At 39.0% G+C, this 24,372-nt stretch carries 26 protein-coding genes and 1 tRNA gene; 4 read left to right on the top strand and 23 right to left on the bottom strand.

Going from position 1 to position 24,372, the window contains the following annotated elements:
- From V7Q04_RS12625 to V7Q04_RS12585, 9 genes are all read right to left on the bottom strand, one after another.
- On the bottom strand, positions 1-1,023 hold the full coding sequence (locus tag V7Q04_RS12625; RefSeq protein ID WP_333805545.1) for a protein-glutamate methylesterase/protein-glutamine glutaminase: 1,023 nt from the start codon (positions 1,021-1,023) through the stop codon (positions 1-3).
- Positions 1,020-1,487 (bottom strand): chemotaxis protein CheD, encoded by a 468-nt coding sequence (locus V7Q04_RS12620; RefSeq protein ID WP_333805544.1) that lies wholly within the window; start codon positions 1,485-1,487, stop codon positions 1,020-1,022. Before V7Q04_RS12620 ends, V7Q04_RS12625 begins: the two co-directional genes overlap by 4 nt.
- The gene (locus tag V7Q04_RS12615; protein ID WP_333805543.1) at positions 1,487-2,401 is read right to left on the bottom strand and encodes a sensor histidine kinase; all 915 of its coding nucleotides are present in this window, start codon (positions 2,399-2,401) and stop codon (positions 1,487-1,489) included. The genes V7Q04_RS12620 and V7Q04_RS12615 overlap by 1 nt, the downstream gene beginning before the upstream one ends.
- A gap of 1 nt (position 2,402) precedes the next feature.
- The gene (locus V7Q04_RS12610; RefSeq protein WP_333805542.1) at positions 2,403-3,230 is read right to left on the bottom strand and encodes a CheR family methyltransferase; all 828 of its coding nucleotides are present in this window, start codon (positions 3,228-3,230) and stop codon (positions 2,403-2,405) included.
- The gene (locus tag V7Q04_RS12605; protein ID WP_333805541.1) at positions 3,230-5,254 is read right to left on the bottom strand and encodes a chemotaxis protein CheA; all 2,025 of its coding nucleotides are present in this window, start codon (positions 5,252-5,254) and stop codon (positions 3,230-3,232) included. The genes V7Q04_RS12610 and V7Q04_RS12605 overlap by 1 nt, the downstream gene beginning before the upstream one ends.
- Complete coding sequence (locus tag V7Q04_RS12600; protein ID WP_333805540.1) at positions 5,247-5,516, bottom strand: hypothetical protein; 270 nt, start codon at positions 5,514-5,516, stop codon at positions 5,247-5,249. The genes V7Q04_RS12605 and V7Q04_RS12600 overlap by 8 nt, the downstream gene beginning before the upstream one ends.
- Before the next feature lie 178 nt (positions 5,517-5,694).
- Positions 5,695-7,680: a methyl-accepting chemotaxis protein gene (locus tag V7Q04_RS12595; protein WP_333805539.1), complete on the bottom strand. Its 1,986-nt coding sequence runs from the start codon at positions 7,678-7,680 to the stop codon at positions 5,695-5,697.
- Positions 7,680-8,186, bottom strand: coding sequence for a chemotaxis protein CheW (locus tag V7Q04_RS12590; RefSeq protein WP_333805538.1), 507 nt, complete (start codon positions 8,184-8,186; stop codon positions 7,680-7,682). The genes V7Q04_RS12595 and V7Q04_RS12590 overlap by 1 nt, the downstream gene beginning before the upstream one ends.
- Before the next feature lie 2 nt (positions 8,187-8,188).
- Positions 8,189-8,575, bottom strand: a complete 387-nt coding sequence (locus tag V7Q04_RS12585) for a response regulator (RefSeq protein ID WP_333805536.1) — start codon at positions 8,573-8,575, stop codon at positions 8,189-8,191.
- Between the two features lie 168 nt (positions 8,576-8,743).
- On the opposite strand from V7Q04_RS12585, the gene V7Q04_RS12580 reads away from it, so the two are divergent.
- Positions 8,744-9,271: a J domain-containing protein gene (locus tag V7Q04_RS12580; protein ID WP_333805534.1), complete on the top strand. Its 528-nt coding sequence runs from the start codon at positions 8,744-8,746 to the stop codon at positions 9,269-9,271.
- 46 nt (positions 9,272-9,317) lie between these two features.
- Positions 9,318-9,393, top strand: a tRNA-Ala gene (locus tag V7Q04_RS12575).
- A gap of 240 nt (positions 9,394-9,633) precedes the next feature.
- Here V7Q04_RS12575 and V7Q04_RS12570 read toward each other — a convergent pair.
- From V7Q04_RS12570 to V7Q04_RS12540, 7 genes are all read right to left on the bottom strand, one after another.
- On the bottom strand, positions 9,634-10,854 hold the full coding sequence (locus V7Q04_RS12570; protein ID WP_333805533.1) for a coiled-coil domain-containing protein: 1,221 nt from the start codon (positions 10,852-10,854) through the stop codon (positions 9,634-9,636).
- 13 nt (positions 10,855-10,867) lie between these two features.
- Positions 10,868-11,032 (bottom strand): hypothetical protein, encoded by a 165-nt coding sequence (locus tag V7Q04_RS12565; protein WP_333805532.1) that lies wholly within the window; start codon positions 11,030-11,032, stop codon positions 10,868-10,870.
- A 142-nt stretch (positions 11,033-11,174) separates the two neighbouring features.
- The gene (locus V7Q04_RS12560; protein ID WP_333805531.1) at positions 11,175-12,107 is read right to left on the bottom strand and encodes a glycosyltransferase family 9 protein; all 933 of its coding nucleotides are present in this window, start codon (positions 12,105-12,107) and stop codon (positions 11,175-11,177) included.
- Positions 12,100-13,311, bottom strand: coding sequence for a hypothetical protein (locus V7Q04_RS12555; protein ID WP_333805530.1), 1,212 nt, complete (start codon positions 13,309-13,311; stop codon positions 12,100-12,102). The genes V7Q04_RS12560 and V7Q04_RS12555 overlap by 8 nt, the downstream gene beginning before the upstream one ends.
- A complete protein-coding gene (locus V7Q04_RS12550; RefSeq protein WP_333805529.1) occupies positions 13,311-14,825 on the bottom strand; it encodes a class I adenylate-forming enzyme family protein in 1,515 nt (504 codons plus the stop codon). Before V7Q04_RS12550 ends, V7Q04_RS12555 begins: the two co-directional genes overlap by 1 nt.
- A complete protein-coding gene (locus V7Q04_RS12545; RefSeq protein ID WP_333805528.1) occupies positions 14,826-15,749 on the bottom strand; it encodes an aspartate/glutamate racemase family protein in 924 nt (307 codons plus the stop codon).
- 5 nt (positions 15,750-15,754) lie between these two features.
- Positions 15,755-16,582 carry a hypothetical protein gene (locus tag V7Q04_RS12540; protein WP_333805527.1) on the bottom strand — a complete coding sequence of 276 codons (828 nt, stop codon included), beginning with the start codon at positions 16,580-16,582 and terminating at the stop codon, positions 15,755-15,757.
- 200 nt (positions 16,583-16,782) lie between these two features.
- Here V7Q04_RS12540 and V7Q04_RS12535 point away from each other — a divergent pair, with 200 nt between their 5' ends.
- Positions 16,783-17,532 carry an N-acyl amino acid synthase FeeM domain-containing protein gene (locus tag V7Q04_RS12535; RefSeq protein ID WP_333805526.1) on the top strand — a complete coding sequence of 250 codons (750 nt, stop codon included), beginning with the start codon at positions 16,783-16,785 and terminating at the stop codon, positions 17,530-17,532.
- Position 17,533: 1 nt separating this feature from the next.
- Here V7Q04_RS12535 and V7Q04_RS12530 read toward each other — a convergent pair whose 3' ends face one another.
- Complete coding sequence (locus V7Q04_RS12530; RefSeq protein WP_333805525.1) at positions 17,534-18,223, bottom strand: response regulator; 690 nt, start codon at positions 18,221-18,223, stop codon at positions 17,534-17,536.
- Positions 18,216-20,063 (bottom strand): 7TM diverse intracellular signaling domain-containing protein, encoded by a 1,848-nt coding sequence (locus V7Q04_RS12525; RefSeq protein WP_333805524.1) that lies wholly within the window; start codon positions 20,061-20,063, stop codon positions 18,216-18,218. Before V7Q04_RS12525 ends, V7Q04_RS12530 begins: the two co-directional genes overlap by 8 nt.
- A gap of 215 nt (positions 20,064-20,278) precedes the next feature.
- On the opposite strand from V7Q04_RS12525, the gene V7Q04_RS12520 reads away from it, so the two are divergent.
- The gene (locus V7Q04_RS12520) at positions 20,279-20,917 is read left to right on the top strand and encodes a cytidylate kinase-like family protein (RefSeq protein ID WP_333805523.1); all 639 of its coding nucleotides are present in this window, start codon (positions 20,279-20,281) and stop codon (positions 20,915-20,917) included.
- Here V7Q04_RS12520 and V7Q04_RS12515 read toward each other — a convergent pair.
- The 5 genes from V7Q04_RS12515 to V7Q04_RS12495 form a co-directional block, all read right to left on the bottom strand.
- Positions 20,914-21,246, bottom strand: coding sequence for a hypothetical protein (locus V7Q04_RS12515; RefSeq protein ID WP_333805522.1), 333 nt, complete (start codon positions 21,244-21,246; stop codon positions 20,914-20,916). The two genes, V7Q04_RS12520 and V7Q04_RS12515, sit on opposite strands and share 4 nt — an antisense overlap.
- Positions 21,247-21,374: 128 nt before the next feature.
- Entirely contained in the window at positions 21,375-23,474 is a 2,100-nt protein-coding gene (locus tag V7Q04_RS12510; protein WP_333805521.1) for a heavy metal translocating P-type ATPase, read from the bottom strand.
- Positions 23,475-23,478: 4 nt separating this feature from the next.
- A complete protein-coding gene (locus tag V7Q04_RS12505) occupies positions 23,479-23,781 on the bottom strand; it encodes a YtxH domain-containing protein (RefSeq protein WP_333805520.1) in 303 nt (100 codons plus the stop codon).
- Complete coding sequence (locus V7Q04_RS12500; RefSeq protein WP_333805519.1) at positions 23,781-24,119, bottom strand: hypothetical protein; 339 nt, start codon at positions 24,117-24,119, stop codon at positions 23,781-23,783. The genes V7Q04_RS12505 and V7Q04_RS12500 overlap by 1 nt, the downstream gene beginning before the upstream one ends.
- Entirely contained in the window at positions 24,116-24,325 is a 210-nt protein-coding gene (locus V7Q04_RS12495) for a hypothetical protein (protein ID WP_333805518.1), read from the bottom strand. The genes V7Q04_RS12500 and V7Q04_RS12495 overlap by 4 nt, the downstream gene beginning before the upstream one ends.
- Between the last annotated feature and the right edge of the window lie 47 nt (positions 24,326-24,372).

Here is a 24,372-nt window from a genome sequence, read left to right as displayed (position 1 = left end):
TTAAGATAACATCTTTACAATTGTCTGTGCGATCTCACCCAGTGGTAATGTAGTGTCAACACCACCTAATCGGATTGCCTCTTTAGGCATACCAAATACCACGCAACTCTCTTCAGACTGAGCGATGGTCTTAGCACCTGCTTCATGCATATGCATTAAGCCTTTGGCGCCATCACTTCCCATCCCTGTTAAAATTGCTCCAACCGCATTACTTCCTGCAACTTTTGCCACAGAGTTAAACAGTACATCCACACTGGGGCAGTGTCCACTCACTTTCTGCCCTAATCCAATTTCTATAAAATAGCTAGCTCCCGAGCGCCTCAGCACCATATGTTTGCTACCTTGTGCGATATACACGGTTCCCTTTTGCAAAAACTCACCATTACGCGCCATTTTAACATCCATAGAGCATAACTGATTGAGTCTCAACGCAAACGGTTCAAGAAAACTTTGCGGCATATGTTGGACGACAAGCACCGCTGGAGCATTTTTAGGAAGTCCTCCAAGCACAACCTTCAGTGCTTCAGTGCCTCCTGTACTCGCACCAATAGCAATCACTTTATGGGTTGTCTCTGCAAGGCTTGAAAAATTGGTTCTATTCTTTTGCTGTGGAATCTTCTTTTGAACCTTTGCCAAAGAAGCATTTGCCACCTTTTGAATCAACTCCTCTTTGATCTCATCTTTACCATCGTATATATGCGAATGTGGTTTTGACACATAGTCTACAGCGCCTGATTCAAGAGCATCCAGCGTTGTCTTTGCACTGTTCCGTGTCAAAGAAGAGACCATGACCACAGGTGTCGGATAGTGCATCATCAGCTTTTGTAAGAAGGTAACACCATCCATACGTGGCATCTCAACATCCAAGCAGATGACATCAGGCTTTAACTCCACTATCATATCCCGTGCGATGTATGCATCTGCCGCTAAGCCAACAACCTGCATCCGCGGGTCGCTCTCTAAAATTTCACGAAGGATGTGCCTTGCTGTGGCGCTATCGTCCACAATCAGAACACGAATCATTCCATGATCTCATTTTGGACGTATTTAAGAATGATACGGTTTACATCACTGATCATCATAATACGTCTGCCATTATTGCCTCCAGTATCTTCTGCTTTAATGGGTATACCCCACTCCCTTAACACCTCTTTAGCAATCAAAATATTTTTTTGTCCAATCAGTTGTCCTTCTGAATTAGCGCGATGAATATTTGCACCTCCAAAAATTTTTGCTTCCATATTGCGCCTTAAACACCCAATATTCTCCATGTTCTCAATCAGTTTTGGAATCGCAACATTGCCGTATTTTGGGCTTTCCAATCCATTGCCATTCCATAAAGGAAGCAGATAATGGTTCATCCCACCGATGAGTTCAACTTTGTCGTATAGACAAACTCCCACGCATGAGCCAAGCACAGTGACAATTTCAGTTGGTTTGATGCCAACAAAAATTTCACCCACATGGATAAATTTACGGGGCAACATCAAAACTCTTTCATCTCTTGTGTGTCATCAAACATAAACTCATTGGCACTTTCACTCATCAGGGCTTCTGCCTTTCCCTGATCCTGAAGTTTCATACAAACCGTAAACGTTGTCTCGTTTTGCGATGAAATATAATCAACCGATCCATCCAAAGACTCAGCAAGAGAACTTACAATGCTGAGTCCTAAACCCAAACCATCCACAGAGGTTCTGGCTTTACTCTCGCGCACTCCCACTTTTTTAAAGCGGCTAAAAATCTCTTTTTTGTACTCTTTTTCAATCACATCACCCACATTACTCACGCTGATGCACAATGATTCATTATTATCTATTGATGCTACGATACTTACTTTCGTGTTAGGAAAAGAGTACTCACATGCATTGGAAATCAAGTTGGAAAAGATAGTATGTAGCTTTTTGGAATCACTGACAATTAAACGATCCAAGCTCACATTGACTTCAAAATGAAGCGCTTTTTCCTCAATGAGATAATCAAATGACTCTTTAATTTCTTCAATTAAAAGACGCAAATCAATCTCACTCCAATAGTTTGCAATCTCGCCTGCTTCAATTTCAGCAGCCGTAAAAATGTTATTAAGCTGAAAATTAAGCTTACGCAATTCCATATCCAAAAGTTGTTTCATTGTCTGCGTTTTGGGAGAATCTACATTTTTACGCATCATTGAAGAGAGGTTCAAAAGCGAGCTGAGTGGATTGTTAAAAACATTTTTAATCAAGGAAAGGAACTCTCCTTTAATGGAGTCATGCTCTTTCATTTTTTCATTAAGAACATAAAGCTTTTTGGTCAAAAATGCCATCTCGTCCAGTGTGGTGTTTTTCTGGTCAAATCTTCGCTTGACCTCTTCGAGTAAAACTGCATCACTGATATCATCAAAATTTCTTTTTTGGCTCATGTTATACCTTTTGATAAATTGAAGCACTTCTGGGTTTAAACTCTCTTTTCATATCGGTAAGGGCTTCAGAACTTCCGATAAACAAATATCCTTCTTTCGATAACATCGTATGGAAACGCTCAACTAACGTAGATTGCGTTGGCTTATCAAAATAAATCATCACGTTGCGGCAAAAAATGATGTCAAACTCTTTTTGAGCAAACAAACCATAATTTCCTGTCACAAGGTTAAATTCCCTAAAAATAATCTGTTTTTTCAGCATATCGTTAATGCGGTAACACGCTTCATTTTCAACCCTAACAGGTGAAAAATATTTGCGTAAATACTTCTCATCTAAAGACATACATGCTTTGTGTGTGTAAATGCCTGAGAGTGCAGTTTTAAGCACTTTGGGTGAAACATCTGTTGCTAAAATCTTTATATCGTATTGAGTAAAATTGGGTATATGCTCGGCTAAAAACATAGCAAGGCTGTAAGGCTCTTCTCCTGTAGAACATGCCGCAGACCAAATACGAAGCCGTCCTTTCGTATGCGCCAAAATAGAAGAAAGATGGGATTTTAAAAACTCCCACTGTTTTTGTTCTCTAAAAAAAGAGGTGACATTGGTTGAGATTAAAGAAGAGAGATACTCAAGTTCCACCCCTCTTTTATCTGCGACCAAGTAGTCATAATACTCTCCAAAACTCTCAAGTCCTAATTGAGTAACACGTTTTGCAAGCCTTGCTTGAACCAGATAGATCTTGTGATCTCCCAAAGAAATGCCAATATGCTGATAAATAAAAGCTTGTAAAAGCGTAAATTCTTTACGTTTTAAAACAAGCCGTTCCATCAGTACAACTCTTCTACATTGAGAATCAAGGCGATTTCACCATTGCCCATTACCGCGCCACCACTCACGCCTTCTGTTTTGGCCAAAAATCCGCCCAGTGTCTTAATAACCACTTGCTGTCTACCAACCAATTCATCAACCAAAAGTGCAAATTTACCTCTAACGTTTTCAATGCAAACCAATGTGGATTCCCAAGGAGAGGGAGCATTGTCATCCAATTCAAGTACACGACTTAAGCGAACAATCGGTAAAAGATCCGAGCGTAGTTGTACAAACTCTTCTTTGCCTCCTGCGCTGTGGACATTTTCCTGCTGTGGTCTAAAAGACTCGGTAATGCAAAGGGTCGGGATGATAAAAATCTTCTCGTTGGAACGAACGATCATGCCGTCGATAATCGCTAATGTCAGAGGCAATACTATGCAAAATGTTGTTCCCCTGCCCTCTTCTGAGTTAATATCAATTTTACCACGAACGGCTTCAATGGCTGTTTTAACAACATCAAGACCAACACCACGTCCTGAAATATCACTGATGACATCAGCGGTAGAAAAACCAGGTTGCATAATAAGCCCATAAATTTGGGCTTCGCTCAGCTCTTCATCTTTTGTAATAATCCCTTTTTCAAGGGCTTTTTGGTAGACCTTAGCTTTGTTGATGCCACGTCCATCGTCTCTTACTTCAATGATAATATTACCACCACGGTGATACGCTTTAAGCGTCACAATGCCTTCTTCACTTTTACCCGCTTTGAGGCGCTCTTCAGGGCTTGCTTCAATACCATGATCAATGGCATTGCGAATGATGTGAACCAATGGATCAGAGAGTGCTTCAACCATCGTTTTATCGATCTCTGTCTCTTCACCATCCAACATTAAATGAATCGGTTTATTGACCTTTTTTGAAGAGTCCCTCACCACGCGTTTCATTTTATCAAAGGTGTCACGAATCGGAATCATCCGCAAAGACATCACACGGTTTTGAATCAATCGCGTAATCTTAGAGAGATTCTCAATCGTCTTGGTGACTTCCGCATCTTGAATCGCTTTTATTTTGGTATTTTCTCCCAAATAATTCTGCGCAATGACAAGCTCCCCAATAGAATCAAAAAGCTCATCAAGCTTTAGTGCGTCAATTTTGAGAAAGTTTTTAGAAACAATCGTGCTTTTTTTAGGCTCTTCTTTCTCTTCGGGCTGTTCACTCTTAGGCACTTCAACAGCGCTGAGCACTTCACGAGGTTTTGCTTTGAGCTCTTCAATGGAAAACTCTTCTTCATCTAAAAAAGCAAAAACATCCGCAATACTGTCCACATCTTTTTCGCTGGCAACATAAAGGCTCACCTCTTTGATGGCATTGCGTTCTACATCAAATAGTTCTTCATCCAAATGCTCAGGAATGCTCCAACATGAAGTTAAGATTCTTCCTTCATGGGAAAGATTTTTGAAAAATAAAAAGTGGTCAAATCCACGCAGATAAATATCTTCATCTAACTTCAAAATAATTTTATAAAGGACTTCATTTGCCTGCAACTTATTTAACAACGCTTCTGTTGGACATATTGTAGGTGCTTGAAAAAATGTATCGTTGCCAAACTCTATACTGAGATCATTGTTTGAGTTGTTCTCAGGTTCTTGTGTATCGTTTAGATGCAAAAGAATCTTTTGAATTTTTGCCAAACATGGTGCGTACTCCAAAGGGAGTTCAGATTGCTCTTCCACTTCAAGACAGAGTGTCTCTTTAATAACATTGACACTCTCCAAGAAAAGATCAACATCTGTACTGCTTGGAATCACATCACTGTTTCTAAAATAATCGAGCACGTCTTCAAAATGATGAACAAACTCACCAAGGTGTGAAAAATTAAAGGCATTAGCACTGCCTTTAAGCGTATGTACACCTCTAAAAATCTCATTGAGAAGCGCTTTGTTGCTAGGAGATTCCTCGTAGTTTAAAATATCGACATCCATCTTTTCGATGATCTCATTCGCCTCTTCGATAAAAATCTGTCTTAGTTTTTCTCTACTCATGTGCTATCCAATTCATCATGCCATAAGACTCTAAATTGAGTTCCATCGACTCTATAAAATCGATCTTGATGGCAGGTTTTTTGCGTTTAACCCAAAACAGTAGCGAAAAAAGTGCAGAAGTTGAGGGTGTTCCATCTTTTGAGCGTAGCAAAACAATCTCCTCAATATAATCCAAACGATCTTTAATAAATTCTTGAAGCGTTTTCACCTCTTCTAAATCCATCTCAATATCGAGTTCTAGCACATCGCCATCTATATACATCGTACACCCTTATTTAGAAAGAGTTCCGAAAGAACTCTTAACACGTTTTCAAAGCAAAGCTTCGAAACCTACGTTAACACTAGGCAATCTTTAGCAGAAAGCCCACGCACTTTTGGTGCTTCTCTTCTTGTTGTGTAAGAAGATTAAAGATATTTCACGCTACGCTTTACATGTAAAATTAAAACTCTTTTAAATCATCTTCGTCTAAAGGGAATACCTCTTCATTACTGCGTTTGTTTGATGCTGATGATGAAAATGTAGGCTTATTTTTCTTCGGAGCCATGCTCAAACGTTTCGGTGGCATACTTAAACTAGAGCTTGAAACACGCTTCGCGGATGCTGCTTTAGCACTCTCTTTACCCATATCAAAACCTGCAAGCGCTGCGATCTCGGCAACACTCTCAAGCATTGAAAGAGCCTGTGCATTGAGCTCTTCTGCAGCTGCAGCTGTCTCTTCTGAAGCTGAAGCATTTTGTTGTGTAATTTGATCGACTGATCCCATCGCTGTAGCGATTTGATTCATTCCCTCTGCTTGCTCTTTTGCAGAAATAGCAATCTCGCCAATAAGATCTGAAGTCTTTTTCACACCCGACAAAATTTCAGCAAATGACGCTTTGGTGCGATTTGCGACTTCCGTTCCCGTTTTCACTTGGTCAATGCTTGCTTCAATAATACTGGTAATCTCTTTAGCAGCTCCCGCACTACGCTCTGCAAGATTCTTAACCTCTTCCGCAACGACGGCAAATCCAAGACCATGCTCACCTGCACGTGCCGCTTCTACCGCTGCATTAAGGGCTAGAAGGTTAGTTTGAAATGCAATTTCATCAATAGTTTTAATAATTTTTGCAATTTTTTGAGAAGAATCGGTAATCTTCTCCATCGCGACCATAAGGTCGGCAACTTGTTGATTGCCCTGACGAGCCGCATCATTGGAGTGTTGTGCTAAAAGGTTGGCTTCACGGCTGTTATCCGCATTTTGATTGTTACTTGCTGTTGCTTGCTCTATGGTTGCACTTACTTCTTCAACACTGCTGGCTTGGCTACTTGCACCTTCTGCCAATGAAACAGAAGCTGAGCTGATCTGCTCACTTGCACTCACCACTTGTGCTGTTCCCTCAGAGAGTGATTTCACAGAATCAACCACGACTTTCACAATACTTCTAATTAAAAAGATCGCAAGAAGTACACTGATAATCAAGCCTACAATAACACCCATAATCATAATCCATGAAGCGTTATCCAGTGTACTGCTTGATTCATTGGCAATATCTGTGATGGTACTAAAACCTTCATCAATGATCGCATCAATAGCAGCATTCAACTCTGTTCCAATTTTAGCACGAACTTTTTGTTCATCACTGGTCTCTTGCATGACACTTACAAAACCTTTGAGCGAAGTCTCATAGACTTTAACAGAAGCTTCCATAGCACCTAAATAGCCCAAATTGACGCTATCTGTAGTTTGAGCTTTAAGTGCGCTAATATGCTTGTAAATAGTATCAAACTTTTGAATAGCGCCATCTAGCAAAGCGGGGTCACGCAACACTTGAGCACGTTGTCCATAAACTCTAGAATACGTGGCAATATCTAAAATATCTCCCAATTTTTCCAGTTTTTCATAACGTTGTTTTAAGACGGCTGGAGCAACTCTCTCATTCATTTCTTTAGCAAATTGTTCTTCTTGCGATGTACGGTATTCATCAGTACTTTTAAGAAAAATACCTGCATTGCTCACTGTTGCAGCATCAAGGGTTTTCTTTTTCGCAAGGGTTTTTTCACTACGCTCAACGGAAGCCATATACTCAACCAATGATTTAGCCGCAAGTTTTTCTTGATCTAAAAGTTTTTTAAGATTGTATTTTTTACCCAACTCTTCTGCTTTGAGCAAATTAGCTTGCAACTCTGTAAAATTTTTCTTTGCTTTTACCAAAGATACTTCATCATCAAGGTCTGAAAAAGCTTGAATGTTGTAACGTCCTGCACTGACGTTTTGTAAAATATCATTGGCAATACTGACTTCAGGAACATAAATCTGTGATAAACGACCCGCGGCGGAAGAAGCTGTGCGCATGTTGATAATACCTGTAAGTCCAATCACTAAAACAATGACTATTAAAAAACCAAATCCTAATGAGATCCTAACCCCTAATGTTGCGTTTTTCATCACTTCTCCTTTGCTTTATCACTAACTGTTTTACTGAGATTTTGTACCATATTTAACTCTTCTTCACCAAAAAGAGCGAGAAGATCTAATATCATCACGACTTTTTGTTTATACTGCGCCATACTTTTAATAAATTTAGTATCGATATGCCCGCCAAATTCAGGAGGAAGGCTCAAATGTTCATCATCTACATTAATGACTTCTTCCACTTTATCAACGATAAAACCAATGAGTTTCTCTTCTAATTTGATAATCACAATAGCAGTGTACATATGTGGAGGAATAGAAGGCATGTCAAATTTAAGACGCATATCTACCACGGGAATAATATTGCCTCTTAAATTCATTACACCTTGAATAAACTTAGGTGTTTTGGGGACAGGTGTGGTTTTCATCATTGCGATGATCTCTTTTACATCAGAGATATGCACCCCATACACTTCATCTTCTAAATAGAAAGTCAAGAAACGATTACTCGTCCGCTCCGTTCGTTTGGTTGGTTCCATTTTTATAACCCCAATACCATGTTAATTGCTTTGACAAGTTTGTCATCGCTAAAAGGTTTTACCATCCATCCCGTAACACCGATGGCTTTGCCGCGTGCTTTCATCTCAGGTGAACTCTCTGTTGTGAGAATTAAAATAGGTCTGTTTTTAAATTTTTCATGGGTTTTAAGTTCTTCGGCAAGTTCTAAACCACTCATTTGAGCCATATTAATATCGCTGATGAGTAAATCATAATCTTCACTTCCACTTAAAAGGGCATCGCGTAACTCTGCGGGATTAAGATAAGTAGCAAACTGGATGATCCCTTTATTGACCATCTCCTCCAACGCCATTTGCGCTGTTGCGAGAATTGTTTTAGAATCGTCCACTAAAATCACTCGTTTACTCACGTCATCTCCTTTCAATCTTCAAGGCTTTAAAATATTTTAAAATTATTTAAAATGTCACTCCTGCAAATATAACTTAAAAAATATTAAAAATGTGTTAACAATGACGAAAAAAAGGCTTTTGCGATAAGGAATTGATTTTGCTTTTATACTTCAAGCAAAGGAGTAACTATGAAACTGCATCTCACACCTGATTGTATTACCATTTATGTTGCAGAAAACTCATCACACTATACACATGTAAAGCATGTATTAACCCATTTAGTAGGTCGTTCTTTTTGGGTCAATGAAATGCTCATTAACTTTAATCTACCCGAATACACTCAAACACGCAAAGCTTTTTTAAAATCTTTATACCACACGTGTGCTTTTACATCTAAAACCCATAACGTAGCTTTTTTGCAAAAGCTTCTCTTGGCTTCTCACAAACCTATCAAGTTAGTGAAAAAAAAGCTCAAACAGCCTATACGTCACATCCCAACAATAGGTTCTAATCCCTATCGTTTACTCAATGCCCATGAAACAGAAAGCTTAGAGAGCATTCGCCAAAAATACCTTACCCTCGCAAAGACGTTTCATCCTGATAGCATCGCATCCAAAGACGAAAATACTCTCAAAAATTCTATAACAAAATTTCAGCAAATTCAAGAAGCCTATGCGATCATTAAAGCAGAAAAGCAAAGAAACTATGCCGCATAAGAGCCAATCTTTAAGTTTCTCTTGGTAAAATACTTCTTCTTCAAATGGGGTGTTAGCTCAGCTGGGAGAGCGCAACGCTGGCAGCGTTGAGGTCAGGGGTTCGATCCCCCTACACTCCACCACGTATTTTAGGGCTTCCAAGCCACTTCCCAAACCTTTAACAAATCCTCATCCACTCACAAAATTTCCCCAACTCAATCTTTTTGCTTCTTGAGATGATCCCCATACTTTAAATTCTAATACACCCGCGTCACAATTCGCGTCACAGAATTAAAAGGTTAATAGTTATTTTTTGGAGTTTTGCTAAGCTTTACATGTAAAGCTTTTGTGGCTTAAAAGGTTTACATGTAAAAGTTAAAAGTTTATCTCTGTGGAAATTTTATAATTTCACCTTTAATATTTTTAAAGCATTCTCTGATTTTTTTTGCATATTGTTTATCATTTGTATTTTTTAAATACTTTACAACTTCAAAAAGTTCATGTGTATTAACAAGTACAATATCACTTCGTTTTGCAGAATCTATAGCTTTTTGCGTAAAAAATTCTTTTCTCTCATTTGGATGCGTTAGTCTGAAAGGATTTCCAAATAAAACACCTTTTGCATGTTCTTTGATTTCATCTCTTTCAAAGTCATCTAAAATATTTGATTCAAGTTGTCTAAATTTTGTTATTGCTATTGCTGAGTTATCCTTGCCCTCAGCCTCACCAATAAATCTTCCTTCTTCTGATTCAAAGATAATATCAAATTCAGATTTTCCATCATCATAATTTTCAGCTTTAAATCCTATAATTTGCAAAGCATCTATGATGGCGTATTCTAAAGGTTTTCCGTTTTCATATAATAATTTTTTAGACAATAAATTTTTTTCTAGCGCTACTCTATTTTTTTCAATTTGTGATTGGATATTTACAATTTGTTCTTCAAGTTTTACAATTTCATCTAAATATTTTTGCTCTATGGATAGTTGAAATTGGGCTTCATTTATCCAATCAGGTGGCGGAGTATTTTCACTAGATGATTTTAATGATTTATCAATAGCAACAATTTGATTCAAAAGTGATTTACCAAATTGAATGGCTTTTGAAGTCCATATAGGAGTTTTTCCATCAGAATGTAGCCCAGTAAAGTCATCTGGTAATTTTATTGGTGGTAATAGTAATATCACTCCGCCATTTTTATTAGTTATTATTGCTCCAACGGTTTTATTACCACTTTTTGTAATTATAAGTGGTTTTGCAGTTTCATGTTCAAAATAAAGATCATAATCACAGAATTTTTTTACAGTTTCCCAATATGATTTTAAAAAATCACCATCTTGGGTAAGTTTTACATTTTGACCTTTAGCAATTTTTTTATCTTTAAAATTGACTGGCAACATTTCAAAACTATTTATTTCATTCACATGTCTAGTTGATTTTTGACTTCTCCCTGTTCCAGAAAGACTATAGTGAGTATTTACAAACACATTTTCTGGAGTATTTATAAATATAAAAACTGTTTTGCCATTTTCAAAAGAAGATTTTATTTCTGTATACCAGTGCTTTATAGAAGCTATACATTGTACAGAACTCTCATCTGACAAATTTGGTTTACCATTATATTGACCCCCCTGTTATATAATCTGTTTGATAAACTAATTTTGGCTCAAATAAAATAATATCTGCATCTAGTAATGATGTATTAGAATGAAAGCCTTTATATTGAAAAATATCTTTTGTTGGTAGTTGAAAACCAACAGTAAAAATTGTTTTTTGTGCCATACTATGCCTAAAAATTTAGATTTTATATATTGTACAAAATTTATTAAGAAAAGGAGTCAGGGTTAAACTTTTAACTTTTTGCCATATTTGCTCCTCTTTGATCTTTACATGTAAAGCATTGTCTAACTTATACTCCCATCGCTTACCCTATTTTCTTTCGATCAAACTTTGCACATTCCGTTACAATAAAATCAACGATCCAGTCAACACCTTCGTCTTCTCGCTCGCCCAATAGCGTTATATTTTTTGTGTGCGGATACGTCCAGCGTCCAAGTGTTGCGAGGGAGTATCCACGCTCTTTTGCTTCTTCCAGTTTTGCTTTTCTCACGGCATCCCAAATGACCATCGTAGGCTTTTCAAAAGCTGCGGCAATATGCGATGGACCCGTATCGAACCCAACGTACACATCGCATGCCCAGATGAGTGCCATCATCTCTCTCACAGTTGTATGTTCGGGTGTGAAAAGGGGCAATGCTTTGTGGTTAAATTTATCATGGCCTACTTGAAAAAAACTCACATGATTCTTAAGCTTTTCGATAAGTTGCAACCATTTATTGAGATACCAATTGCTCTCTTTTAAAGGAGCAGAATTTCCATAAGGGCAAAGTGCTACCAAGGGACGAGGCAAATGGCTTAACATCTCAAGTGCCGTCTGTTTTTCTTCTTTGGTGAGGTACAAATCGCCGTGTAATTTTCGAGGGTTCAAACCCCAAGAAGCGCAGATGTTTTCTGTAATGTGACCAAGTTGGGGAAAGTTATCGATCTCTCTTGCGATATGTCGCATGATTTTCAGGTCAATCGCATCCGCGTTCACGATCTCTTTAATATAAGGATTTTCATCCAAAATGGGATAGTGCCGTTCATTTAAAGCGATGCTCTCCTCTGTATAATAATGAGGCGCCGTTAAAATCTTAAGAGGCCTTCCAATGCGGAGCGAAAAAGCTTCGATCAACCGTGTGTAAACGACCATCGTTCCTAGTGCTGACCAACTGGGGATGGCAAGGTCACATCCATACTGCGCTGCGTATTTTTTGCTAAAATAGAAAGGCTCCGTTTTTAAAAAACGCTTAGGCATCTTTAACCACAACGGGCATCATCGGGCTTAGACCAAAGGGGTCACTGTAACCGTAGGCTCTAAAATTGGAAAACTCGCCATCAAAAAATTCTGTTCTGAGTTGTGCTCTCCAAGGGCGAATAGGCGTTGCATTTTCATCTTCATAGTAAAATTCTTCTGCATTAAAAAGCTCTTGCACGACATACCTGCTAGCATCTTTGCAAAAAACTTCTTCCATTATTTCCAGTGAGGGCTGAATGTAAACGCCTTGCGTATGAAAATTGTCAATCGGTTTGAGTACCAAATGCTTTTCATCTTTGAAGGCGTCGCATATCTCTTGAATGCTTTTAAACTCACTCATTAACCGAGTTTTGAGGGTAATGCTTTTTAAAATTTCAACATCCTGAGCGTCTAATCCAAAATCGCCCGCTTTGAGGTTTGAAAGTAATGTCAAAAAGCGTTTATCGCCGATCGTCCAGCACCAAGGATTGGGGAAAAAGAGATCGGATGCCTTTGCATAAAGCTTCGTGTAATTCACAAAGACATCGCTGTTATGTTCCCAAATGCGTGGTATGACGATGTTAAAGACACCATCAAATTCTTCATTGTCCCACATGGGTTTGTTCGAGGAAGAGATACCCGCATCTTTGGCATACACCACTTTGGCGTCTATGCCATGCTTGTTCAAACTCTTTTCAAGATACTTATAGTGCTCAAAGTAGTGAACACTTAAGCCTAGATGGTTGACCGCCAAGGCAATTTTAGTACCTGCAAATCTTTGTTTGAGAAAGTTGGCTAACTTCTGCTCAAAGCCATCGGCAAAAATTTCAAAAGGGTAGTCAAAGTTTTTAGAAAAAAGCTTAGGAAAAAGCTCAACAAAACCTATGTGCCCTGGTAAAAAGAAGTTCAATTCGATCAACCTAACTTCATCTCCATGGATGTGAAAGTCTGCACACCCCACAAAATCTTCTTTAGACACCTCAACTTTAGGTAAAAACCACCCTCGCGCATAAACACTCTCTTGATACTCTTTGGAGCTTAAAAGCTTGATGAGTGTGGGCAAGATCGTCTCTTTGATCTTTGAGGCTATGCGAGACTTTAAAAAATAAGGCGCTGTTGAGAGGGTATATAATTTCCCCGATTGTTCTTGAAAATCTTTTTGATACTGTTTATAGCGTGCTTGCGTAAAATGGTTATGGTAAAAAGCTTTATATTCGTTTTGCATTACTCTTCCAATGTTATGAAATAGGGTTTGTTATTTTTGTCTAAAAGCTTGGCTAAATCATCGCGTTTGACTTTACCCAAGTCTGTTCGTGGGATTTTCTCTTCAAAATAGATTTTTTTGGGTATTTTGTAACTGTACAAGGGCGTTTCATCGACTTTGTATTTGATTTTGAGCAGATGGTATATCTCTTGGGTTAACTGCTTTTTATCGGATGTTGTATGGGGTACCACTACAAGCCCAATTTGATGGTAAGACATTTCATCACTCAAAGAACATACTCCTACATCTTTGATGCCAGCGTGTGAGAGAACAATGTTTTCCAGTTCGGTTGGGAAAATTTTTAGACCATCAATGCTAATGGTATCTTTGATGCGCCCAAGAACTTGAATCAAACCATTCTCATGCACTTTTCCTACATCGCCACTTCGGAACCACCCATCACTAAAGCCATCATCACCTCGTCCAAGGTACCCCTTCATCACATTAGGCCCTTTGATGAGAATTTCACCTTCACCATGCAGATTGGGATTGTCAATTTTAATCGCAACGCCACGAGCGGGGCTACCTGTTAAATGCTCATACCCCACATTGTGCCTGCATACATTGACAATGCAACGACTCGCTTCGGTTGAGCCATAATAGGTACCAAAACGAAGATGAGGAAGCAGGTCTAAAAGCTCCATGATAACCTCTCTTCGCATCGGTGTTACATTGGCAAGGATGTAGCGAAGATTTTGCCCAACGACAGCAAATCTCGTTTTATACTCTTTTAAAATTTTCATGATAATGCCAGGAGTAAGCAAGACACCTGTAATATTTTCACGCTCAATGACATCAAATAATAGCTCAAAACTCTCATCGTTCATTTGCGCATAAAACCCTGGCAAAAGATGTATGGAGTTACCCAACATCAAGCATGCGTGAAAATGCCCCAACCCTCCTGTGGAGCCTAAAGGCATAAAGATGACCTCTTTCTCCTTTTGTTCTCGCATCTGCGCAACATCGATAAGTGTTTGCGTTACAAAAAGAATGTTCGCTTGGGTTGTTTGCACCGCTTTTGGGGTCGATGTTGTACCACTGGTGAACATGATGTAAGCAACCTCAGACCTATCATCGCTCTTTACATGTAAAGGTTTGCAGTCTTGGTACTCTAGTTGATTGATAATCACACAACCGTCTAAATACTCTTTAAAAGTAGTACTGATAATGGCTTTGGCATTGCAATGTTTCGCGGCAAAAATAATGTACTCATTTTCCCGCTCAGGATATATATGCACACAAATTGCGCCCATATTTAAAAGTGCCATGTATGCTAAGAGATGCTGACTTTTTTGCTCCAAATGCACCAGCACATGGTCACCTTTTTGGATTCCTTTTGCGCTTAAAAATGTTCCTAACTTTTGAATATCCATGTAAAAAGAGTGGAACGTCCACTGTTGAGCATCTTCTGTTATAAAAAACGCATCGGGCGACTGTTGCGCCCACTTTTGTACATAATCAATGATTGAGTGCATCTACATCCTTGCTTGTGTAAATTCTTGAAGCGTAAGAATCAAAGGGTCAAACAGTGTAACACCTAAGAGATACTCTTGAATATCATGTGGAGCCTCTTTTTTAAGGGCCTCCACAATAATGGGAAGCTCCGTACATCCCAAGAGCAATCTTTTTGCCCCATAATCTTTTAAAGCTTGAAAAACCTTAATGGCATTAAGCAGCGTTGCATGTTTGTCAAAGCTTTTTACACCTTCAATCGCTAATGCTAAATTCTTTTGATACGCCGATAGATCTGGGATTTTATCCATGGAGTAAATATGATCGCTGTCTCCATAGACACCTACGGAAGCGGCAAAATTAGTTTGCAGAGCAATGCACTTAAGCTTTCCAAACGCACTACTTCTTTTTTCAACAGATTTTTTGAATGAATGAAACCGTATGGTTCGATCTTTATGGACACTGTGTTGGTAGAAATGTTTTAGCACCCTTTCCATATAAGGATGTGCACTGTTGCACAAAACAATCAAGTCAATACTTTTATGCGATGGACACTGAGGAATAGCGTGTTCGAGTGCTGCATACAGACTCATTACAATATCAAGATCAGAATCGCGTTTAGGAACAAAACACGCTTGAAAAAGTGTAACAGAATACTCATCTTCTAAAAAAGACAAACACGCTTTCATACCAAATGCACCAGCCAATGGGCCCATGCCTCCCAAAAGAAGCAGATGCCTATCGCTTCCGCCTCCTAAGGGAATATACGTGAGTAACCCTGAGCTAAAACATTGATCGGCAAGGTCTTGATTTGCCTGTTTCATCAGCACAGCATCGTCATAGAGGCTATCTATATAAACATCTAAATAGCTCATAATATCTTCTGAATTATTGAATAATGTTGTATTAAACGCTAAAGTTGGGCATTGAGACATTAAAGTACTCATCGCTATCAATCTTTACCAAATTTTTTTGATATGGCTTCAAAAGCAACTAAAATGAGATCAATATAGGTATCAATAACCTCAGTGATCAACTCTTTGGTTATTTTCTCACCCGAAGCCTCTTCGTATTTTTGGATGGAATTGAGTACGGCTAAGAAGTGATGAATTTCTGTTTCATACTCGTTATGCACATCAATATAACGTATGGCATCTTCCAGTGCATTCCCCTCCAAGTGGTAAAAGTTCTCCATACTGTATTTGAATGTTTGGTAACTGTACGCATACTCAGCATGATTGTAAAACTCAGAGACCATATTGATACATAAGGCATAAGGAATCGTATTTAAAAGCATACTGCGATAAACCCATGACGAAAAAGCATTTGCCTCTTTGGTATCATAGCAACTTAGTTTCCACTCATCATTTTTGAGCATAGCATAGGCAAACTCATCGTACAATCTGCCATGTGAAATCGCATCAAATCCAAGCCCTAAATCTTCATGGCTTGTACTCGAATTAAACGCTGAAGCTTCTAAATAATCCATCTTTTGTGCAGGATTTTTACACTCAAAACCCAAAGTATTAAGTCTGCAAGAAAGCCCATAAATAGGGAGCATCTTTAAATGAGTCGCTTTCCAACCATTTAGAAAAGAACTCAGTGTTTTATTGGGGTATTTTTTAGAGCATACCTTTTTGAAAATCGCTTCTATTTTGGCGAAACTCTCTTTTTTGCTGGACATCGTCGTTGCAATAGTCTCTTTAATAACGCTCGGTGGTAGCATATCTATGACATCTTGCATTGTCTCTAACATTGACCTCTTAACCAAAAGACTCATTCTAACTCCTTGTGATAATGTAATAAATTCCAACAATTTTAAAATAGCTCAGATCCTTACATGTATATGCTTTTTCTCATACACTGTAAAAATTATAAACCATACGCGTCACAGTTTGCGTCACAACTTTTATTTTTGGTGACGTTAACTGTGACACGCTTCTTGTAGGATTGTTATATCCCAACTTTAAAGGAGCGAACATGGTTTACATCAACAAAAATGGTGCATTAACGCAGCTTAAAGCGTTAGTGCAAAAAGGTGCCGATCTACGCACTAATGAGCCTTTGGAACTTACGCAAGAGATGGCATTAGGACTTTTTCAAAAAAGGCTTTTTTTAGAAGAAATCCTTGAAGAGAGCATCGCCTTTAATAAAAAGTTGTCATGGGATTGTGACCATAAAATGCTCAAACTCACCACCACAGCAGAGGAGCTCATTAAAGTTTTTACCCTACGCAGTGAGGTCTATGCGACAAAAGGGTATCAACGCGAATTTAAAGATGAAATTGAAGGGCTTAATTTTGATACCTACGATACACACTCTGCTATTTTTTACTACCAAAGTGAGCAAGAAATAACGGGTTCCATTCGGCTTATTTTTGATGAAAAACAGTTTCTCCCCACTGAAAAAAATGTTTCATTGGACTATTTAAGAGAGCATAAGCTGGTGGAGTTATCGAGGCAAGTGGTGAAACAAGATGGTAAAGGATTAGGGTTAGAGTTTAAGAACTTTTACAAGGGCATCTATGAGCTTACACTCCAAAATCCCGAAAAGGTCAATCTCATTTTAGCCGCCATCACCAGCGACCATTATAATTTGTATGCTAAATTTGGTGGTATGAACATCGAAAAAGAGTTAGATGCTTATGGAAACCTCGATAAAGCTATTTTAGTACTTTCATGGGACATTAGAGACGTGTCTAACTTTTTCAAAAAATGCTTTTTAAGATAACCTAACTAACAGGGGTGAGTTTACACCCCACAAAGGGAATTGTCTCAATGATTTTGTATTCTAATTTGGCTCTGGTTCTGTAAATAAGCGTTCGAAGGGTACTTCGGCTAATAGGACTATTGGGCCAAATGAAGTATTCTAATTCTGTAAATGAGATGACTTTCCCTTTGGCTTCAATCAAGATTTTTAAGAGTAAATTCTCGTTTATACTGAGTTTAATGGGAATAGTGTTGTAAAATAGTTGCTCACCGTGAAGATCATAACTGTAATTACTTCCCAAAGGAGTGAGGTAAGCATCTACAACCGTGCCCTCTGCCATAGTTTTTTTATGCAAGCCTAGCAATATGGTTGATTTCAACTCTTCGCGTTTAAAAGGCTTAATCAAATAGCCAATGGGATTGGTTTTAACCGCTCTACTAATGGTTTCATCATCGGCAAACGCGGTGAGATAGATGATAGGAATATGCGCGATTCTTTGAATCTCTTCAGCCGTTTCGATACCATCTTTGCTATGGTTTAAGTGTATATCCATGATGATAATATCGGGTCTATTGTTCTTAATGCAAGCTATTGCATCGTCCGCATTGGTAACGCACGCGATTACTTCATGCCCCAATTTTACCAGAGCATTTTTAATATCCAGTGCAACGATAGATTCATCTTCAACAATCAACAATTTTGTTTTAATCATGCACACTCCATGTAATTTCGACGTGAACACCTTGACTCGAATCGACACGCATCTCCCCTTTGAGTTGCTGGAGTGCAAGCGTTTCAACTAAAACCAATCCTAGTGAATGAAACGTCTGATTTTGATTGTATCCTATGCCATCATCATATACGCATAAATGGTACCGCTCTTTGACTTGATTCAAAAGAATATGAATACTCCCCTTCCCATTGGGGAAAGCGTACTTAAAAGCATTGGTCATGAGCTCGTTTAAAATCAATCCGCAATACATTGCTTGATCAATTTTAAGATCGGTTTTAATATCAAAATGAATGGCGACATCTTTTTCATAGCTCTCTTCTAACTCTTCCATCAAAAGCGAAAAATAGTCGTAGGTATTTACATGTAAAATGGTCTCTTGTTTGTATAAAAGATCGTGCAGATGGCTCATGGCATTGATTCTGTTGTACACCGTTTGTAAAATATCTTGCAATTTTTCATCGCTTATTTCGTCTTTTTGCAAGCGTACAAGCGAGACAATCATCTGCATATTGTTCTTTACTCTATGGTTGAGCTCTTTAAGCAGTAACTCTTTTTCATCAAGCGCAACATTGAGGTTTTTCGTTTTTTCAATGACTTTAAGCTCGAGGCGTTGTTGCTCATTTTTTTGCTGATGAATCAGTGTTTCATTGGCGATCTCTTTATCTTTTTGAAGCTGTTTAATGCGATCGGCTAAGGCAATGGAAAAGATAAGTGCTTCTAAGACAATGCAGAGTTCAACAAAGTAACGCACATGCTCATAAATATTAAAAATACCTGCACTGGAGAGAAACATAAAGAAAAATGCTATTAAAATCGTAACCCACCCAAAGAGAATAAAATAGGCTTGTCTATTTTTCTTCAAAGCCGCATAAATGGCTACGATGAAAAGATAGACCAAAAGAGAGATAAAAAAGAGATTGCGATACGGATGTAACGCATTGGTCAGTAAAATGGTAAAGAGGAAAAGTGAAAAGACAATGAGATAGATGTTGAGTATTTTGTTCAGCAATGGATACTGTTTGATGCGTAAAAAAGAGCGCGAAAAAAAGGCTAATGCAACTATTGGGAAGGCGACAATAAAAGGCGATAACCCAATGAGGCGTATAACCCACTCTTGATTTAAAAGATAAATATTGGCAATTCCCACATAAATGCCATGATGTACCATAACACCCACAATATACAGTACATAGTAGAAATAGCTCATGTCTTTGGTAAAAAAGAAAAGAGAAAGATTGTAAATCGCAAGAATGCTGATGGCTCCAAAAAAGAGTGCTAAGCAGAGTTGATGGATAATCTCTTTTTCATAAAAACGTTCACTCTCCCATAGATTCAATTTCACAATAAGCGTTGTAATATAAGAGTGCACTTTCAGATAAAAAGTGTGCGATGTATGTGGCAAGAGAGAAATCTTAAAAATAGGATTGATCGTTTTACGCTCATTGTCCATGTAAAAAAGTCCCTCTTTGAGAGGTGTTGACAAAGATGGATCAAAAAATTCTATTTGAGAAGTGATGGTGTTGTCATACTCAAGAATTTTTTCAAGAAGCACATCTGTTGTATTTGTCAGTGTAAATTTTACCCAAACATCAAAATCAGGCGCATAGCCAAACCCTAAAAGTTTTTTCTCATTTTGGCTCAATGTAATCGCATTTTTTTCAAAATCAGCAATGGTTATAGAGCGTGTCTTATCGATGTAAATTTCACTGTGTGGAAGAAGATCGTAAAAAGGCGTTTGAGCATCAATACTCAAAGTGCTCGCATTTACAAGCGATGCAAGAAACATGACAATCATAAATCGTAAACATATCAGTTTCAAAGATGCCCTTTCATGTGATGACAATACTCTATATTCATTCCATACCAAACGTATAATTTCTCTTTAATGCTCTATTCTATCGAATTTTTAGCCTTGTTCGATATATCGGAAAAAAGAGTGATTCTATAAACAATATAGTCTTTTCTTATTTAATTTATAGGTAACACAGGAGTATACTTAGCAATAGAATTTATTCTTTTTAGGAGATATTACAGATGAAAGAGCCTTCACATACTATTATCACGATTAGTCGCCAAATTGGAAGCGGTGGCGCATATATTGGACAAAAATTGGCTAAACAACTTAACATCGGCTATGTTGATCGTGAAATTATCGCTCAAGTGGCCAAAGAGTTTTCGCTTCTTGAAGAGGATTTAGAATCAATTGATGAAAAGACGCCCTCTTTTTGGCAATCCATCTTCCAATCAACCATTTGCAGTCCCGATGTCTATCTTCCACCACAACTCTTTGTCCCATCGGAAGAGGCAATTTTCAAAGTCGAAACAAAAATCATTCAAGGTATTGCACAAGAGAAGTCGGCAATCATTATTGGACGATGTGGTTCACACATTTTACGCGAGTATCCAAATCATTTGAGCATTTTTTTACATGCTGATGGTGATTTTCGTCAAAAACGTATTCAAGAACTTTACCATACTTCAAAAAAAGAAGCTGCAATTATGATGGAACAAAGCGATGGTGAACGAGCGCGTTATCACCAGCTTTTAATAGGAACACCATGGAGTGATGCGTTGCAGTACGATCTTTGTCTCAACACTTCAAAAATAGGAATTGATAACACGATAGCACTGATTTGTGAAACGATTCAATACAAAAACCAAAAGAGGGCTTAAGCCTCTTTTGGTTTTGTTTTACGTGTTCGTTTTGGCTTAGAAGGTGGTGTCACTTCGCTTTCAACCATAGCCTCTTGTGCCATTTTTGCACTTCTTTTTTTAGAAGGCTGATAGAGCATATGATGCCACAGTGAAAAACCAACAAGCGCTACACCAGCACCAATGTGAAGGTTTTTCATGATCTTAGACTTCATTCCAAACGAAGTGCCTACCACAATCGCCATCGACGCAGTCATACCAATCTTAGCAGCCTCTTTTTTTGTCTCTAAATCCCATGATTTAAAGCTTGGTAGCTTTAGCTCTTTTTTTATCAAATTTTCGTTTTGCATTTTTTCCTGTCTCATACGTTAACGCCAAGGTTAAGACCGCGGCAATTCCAAGGGGAAAGAGAAGAGGCATAAATATCCTTTATGATATAAGTTATCATAATTATAAAACCTCTCCCCTAAGACTCAGCTTAGCTTTTTTCGATACGAATTTTTTGCATGGAATTGAGTAATAATCCAATTGTAGTGCCATTGTGCAAAAAGGCCGTTTTCACGGGACTAAGTAAGCCAACAGCCGCACCGATTAAGATACAACTGTTAATGCCCACGGTTGCATTAAAGTTACTGTTGATGCGCGCCATTGTTTTATTGGCAAGTGTTTTCGCTTCCACAACCGCTTCAATGTCATCTTTGAGCAAACTAATGTCTGCCGTTGCTTTTGCGATATCCGCACCTTTGTACATACTGATGCCGACATTGGCGTTCATGAGAGCCGGTGCGTCATTAATACCATCGCCGACAAAGGCAACATGTTTACCACTCTCTTTGAGCGCTTGGACGATGCTCGATTTATCGGTCGGTAAAAGCCTTGCATATACCGTGTCTATACCCAGTTCTTGGGCTAAAGCTTGTGCTTTGTCTTCCACATCACCTGTGAGCATGACGATCTCTTTAGCCCCTAACTGTCTTAGTTTCATAAGCGCTTCTTTGGCATTTTCACGTACACGATCCATCATGCCTATGGTGCCTAAAAGCTTGTTGTCATATGCGATGTAGAGCAAAATCTTGCCATTTTCCAAACATGCCTCTATCTTGGCTTCATGCTCACGAAAGGAGACCTGCTCATCCTCTTCTAAAAAGTGGCGACTGCCTATAATCGCTTCTTTCCCGTTGACCTGTGTGCGAACCCCATGCGCTACGATAAACTCAACTTCTTCATGGTGCATGTGGACGAAACCGCGCTCTTTAGCGGCTTTCACAACGGCTTCAGCGACGGGATGAAAGTAGTGCTCTTCCGCACTTGCCGTGAGATTTAAAATGGCATCTTCGCTCCATGCGGCATCAAATGAGCAAATCTCTACCACTTCAAGCTCGCCATGGGTAAGTGTGCCCGTTTTATCAAAAATAAACGTATCGACATGAGAAAGTGCTTCCAAAGCTTTCGCCCCCTTGATTAGAATGCCATGGTGCCCAGCAATAGAGAGTGAGTTTTTAAATGCAACTGGCGTAGCGAGCTTTAACGCACATGAGTAGTCTGCTTGCAGTACCGCTGCCACACTTGCCATATCACGACGCATCAGGTACGAAAGTCCAGCCATGCCTAACGTCACAGGAACGAGTTTATCGGCTAAATGGGTTGCTTTAAGACCAATAGCGGACTTTTCATCCAGTGAACTTTTGATGTAGTGTCTAATGCGTTGCGTCGCCGTGTCATCTCCAACCTGCTCCGCCCAGATGCGAATGCGCCCCGCTTCGACAATCGTGCCCGATATAACACGTCCACCGCGCTCTTTTTTCACAGGCTCCGCTTCACCGGTCATCGACACTTGGTTAATGGACGCCGTTCCATCGATGATGTGCCCATCAATAGGTATTGTATCGCCAGCGCCGACAATGACGATATCACCGACTTTCACCTCTGAGGTGCTGATGCGTCTTTCGGTTCGTTTACCATGCTCTTCAACTTCGATCCATGCCTCTTCAACATTGGGTTTAGCGAGTTCTTTGATGAGATCATCACTTTTATGCACCGTTGTCTCTTCGATGTATTCGCCGATTTCAAGCATTACATTGGTACTGTTCGCCGCACTGTAATCTCTACGTGCTAAGGAGACACCCACTGCCATCGCTTCAAGGACTTTAGAGGTTAAACCTTCGCTAAAAAGCTCCACCATTCCCTCTTTTAAAAGGGGTAAACTTGCAAGTGTACTGATAGCCAGTTTAACATTGGGCTGAGGAATAAATGGCTGAAATACCAGCGCAAGACCCGAACGCACCATGCCTTTTATACTTGGCTTTTCATCGTGGTCATTAAAACACGCATTAATAGAGGTATCGCAAATCTGATACTTTGAGATATCAAGCGTTTGCAAATGCTCTAAAAGAACGTTTGCGTCTAATTGGTCTCCTTCAAAAACGACAGAGCCAATTTTAGGGTTAATGCGAACCTCGTTTACGCCTTTAATTTTTTTAAGATCAACTGCGAGACTATGCGCATTGACCTTTTTTAGGGCATTGCTCACATAACGCAACCGCTTGGGCGTTTGGTGAATCAGGCGTGTTTTATGCATAAATTTACGCTTCTTTAGCCGCTAGCTCAGCTTTAGCATCTTCAAAACGCTCTTTCATCTCTTCAATGCCCGCTTGGAACATTTCAGTCCCTTTCGCAATGGTTTTAAAAAGATTTTTCTGCGCTTTTTCGTTGGTAAGCAGATACGCTCCCACAGCCCCAATAAGGGCACCAACGACAAACTGTTTAGTGTTAAATACACCAAACATGTTTTCAGGATTGCTTAACATGCCACCCTCGTTTTTGGTCTCAGTTGAAGGCTCACCGCCAATGTAAGGGTTTTTATCCAGTGAATTCAATAGTTCCATTATTTTTCATCCTCTTCTGTCTCTTTTACATACGTTTTAGAATAAAGTTTTTCAACACCATAAATTCCTACAACCCCTACCGTTAGTGAGCCCAAAACACCCAACCAGCTATTGCGGCCAAGCGCATTCGCCGCAGCAATCGCACTTCCTGTAGCAATGCCCCCTTGAACGGACAGCTTGAGGCTTTGTTTAATCGCTTCTTCTTTGCTAAGTTCTGCTTGTTTGTACTTTGTATATGAAAGAGCCGTGGCTACCATACCAGCGGCTAATGCACCACTGACAATGTTGCCTGTTACACTACGAGGTGTACCTGTGTTAATCGCTACTATAGGTGTCATTGTAGCTCCTCTTTTTTAGGTTTCGTGCTAATACTTTTTTTAGATTTAATGCACTCAATAGTTCCATCAAAGCCTTTTTTAACCTCTTCTGCAACTTCTTTGGCTTTGCAAACACCTTGCTCAAAACCTTCTTTCAACTCTTTTTTCTTGCCAAATGCAATAACAGCCGTAGCTCCCACAAGTGCGCCTACGATAAATGGTAACATCGTTTTCTCCTTTTTATATAGTAGAGTTCTTATAGAACTCTATAACA

Origin of the sequence: Sulfurospirillum sp., from assembly GCF_036802865.1 — a bacterium.
In the GTDB taxonomy this organism is placed as follows: domain Bacteria; phylum Campylobacterota; class Campylobacteria; order Campylobacterales; family Sulfurospirillaceae; genus Sulfurospirillum.
The sequence above is the reverse complement of the archived record's forward strand: the minus strand, read 5'-3'. Positions and strand labels throughout refer to the sequence as shown.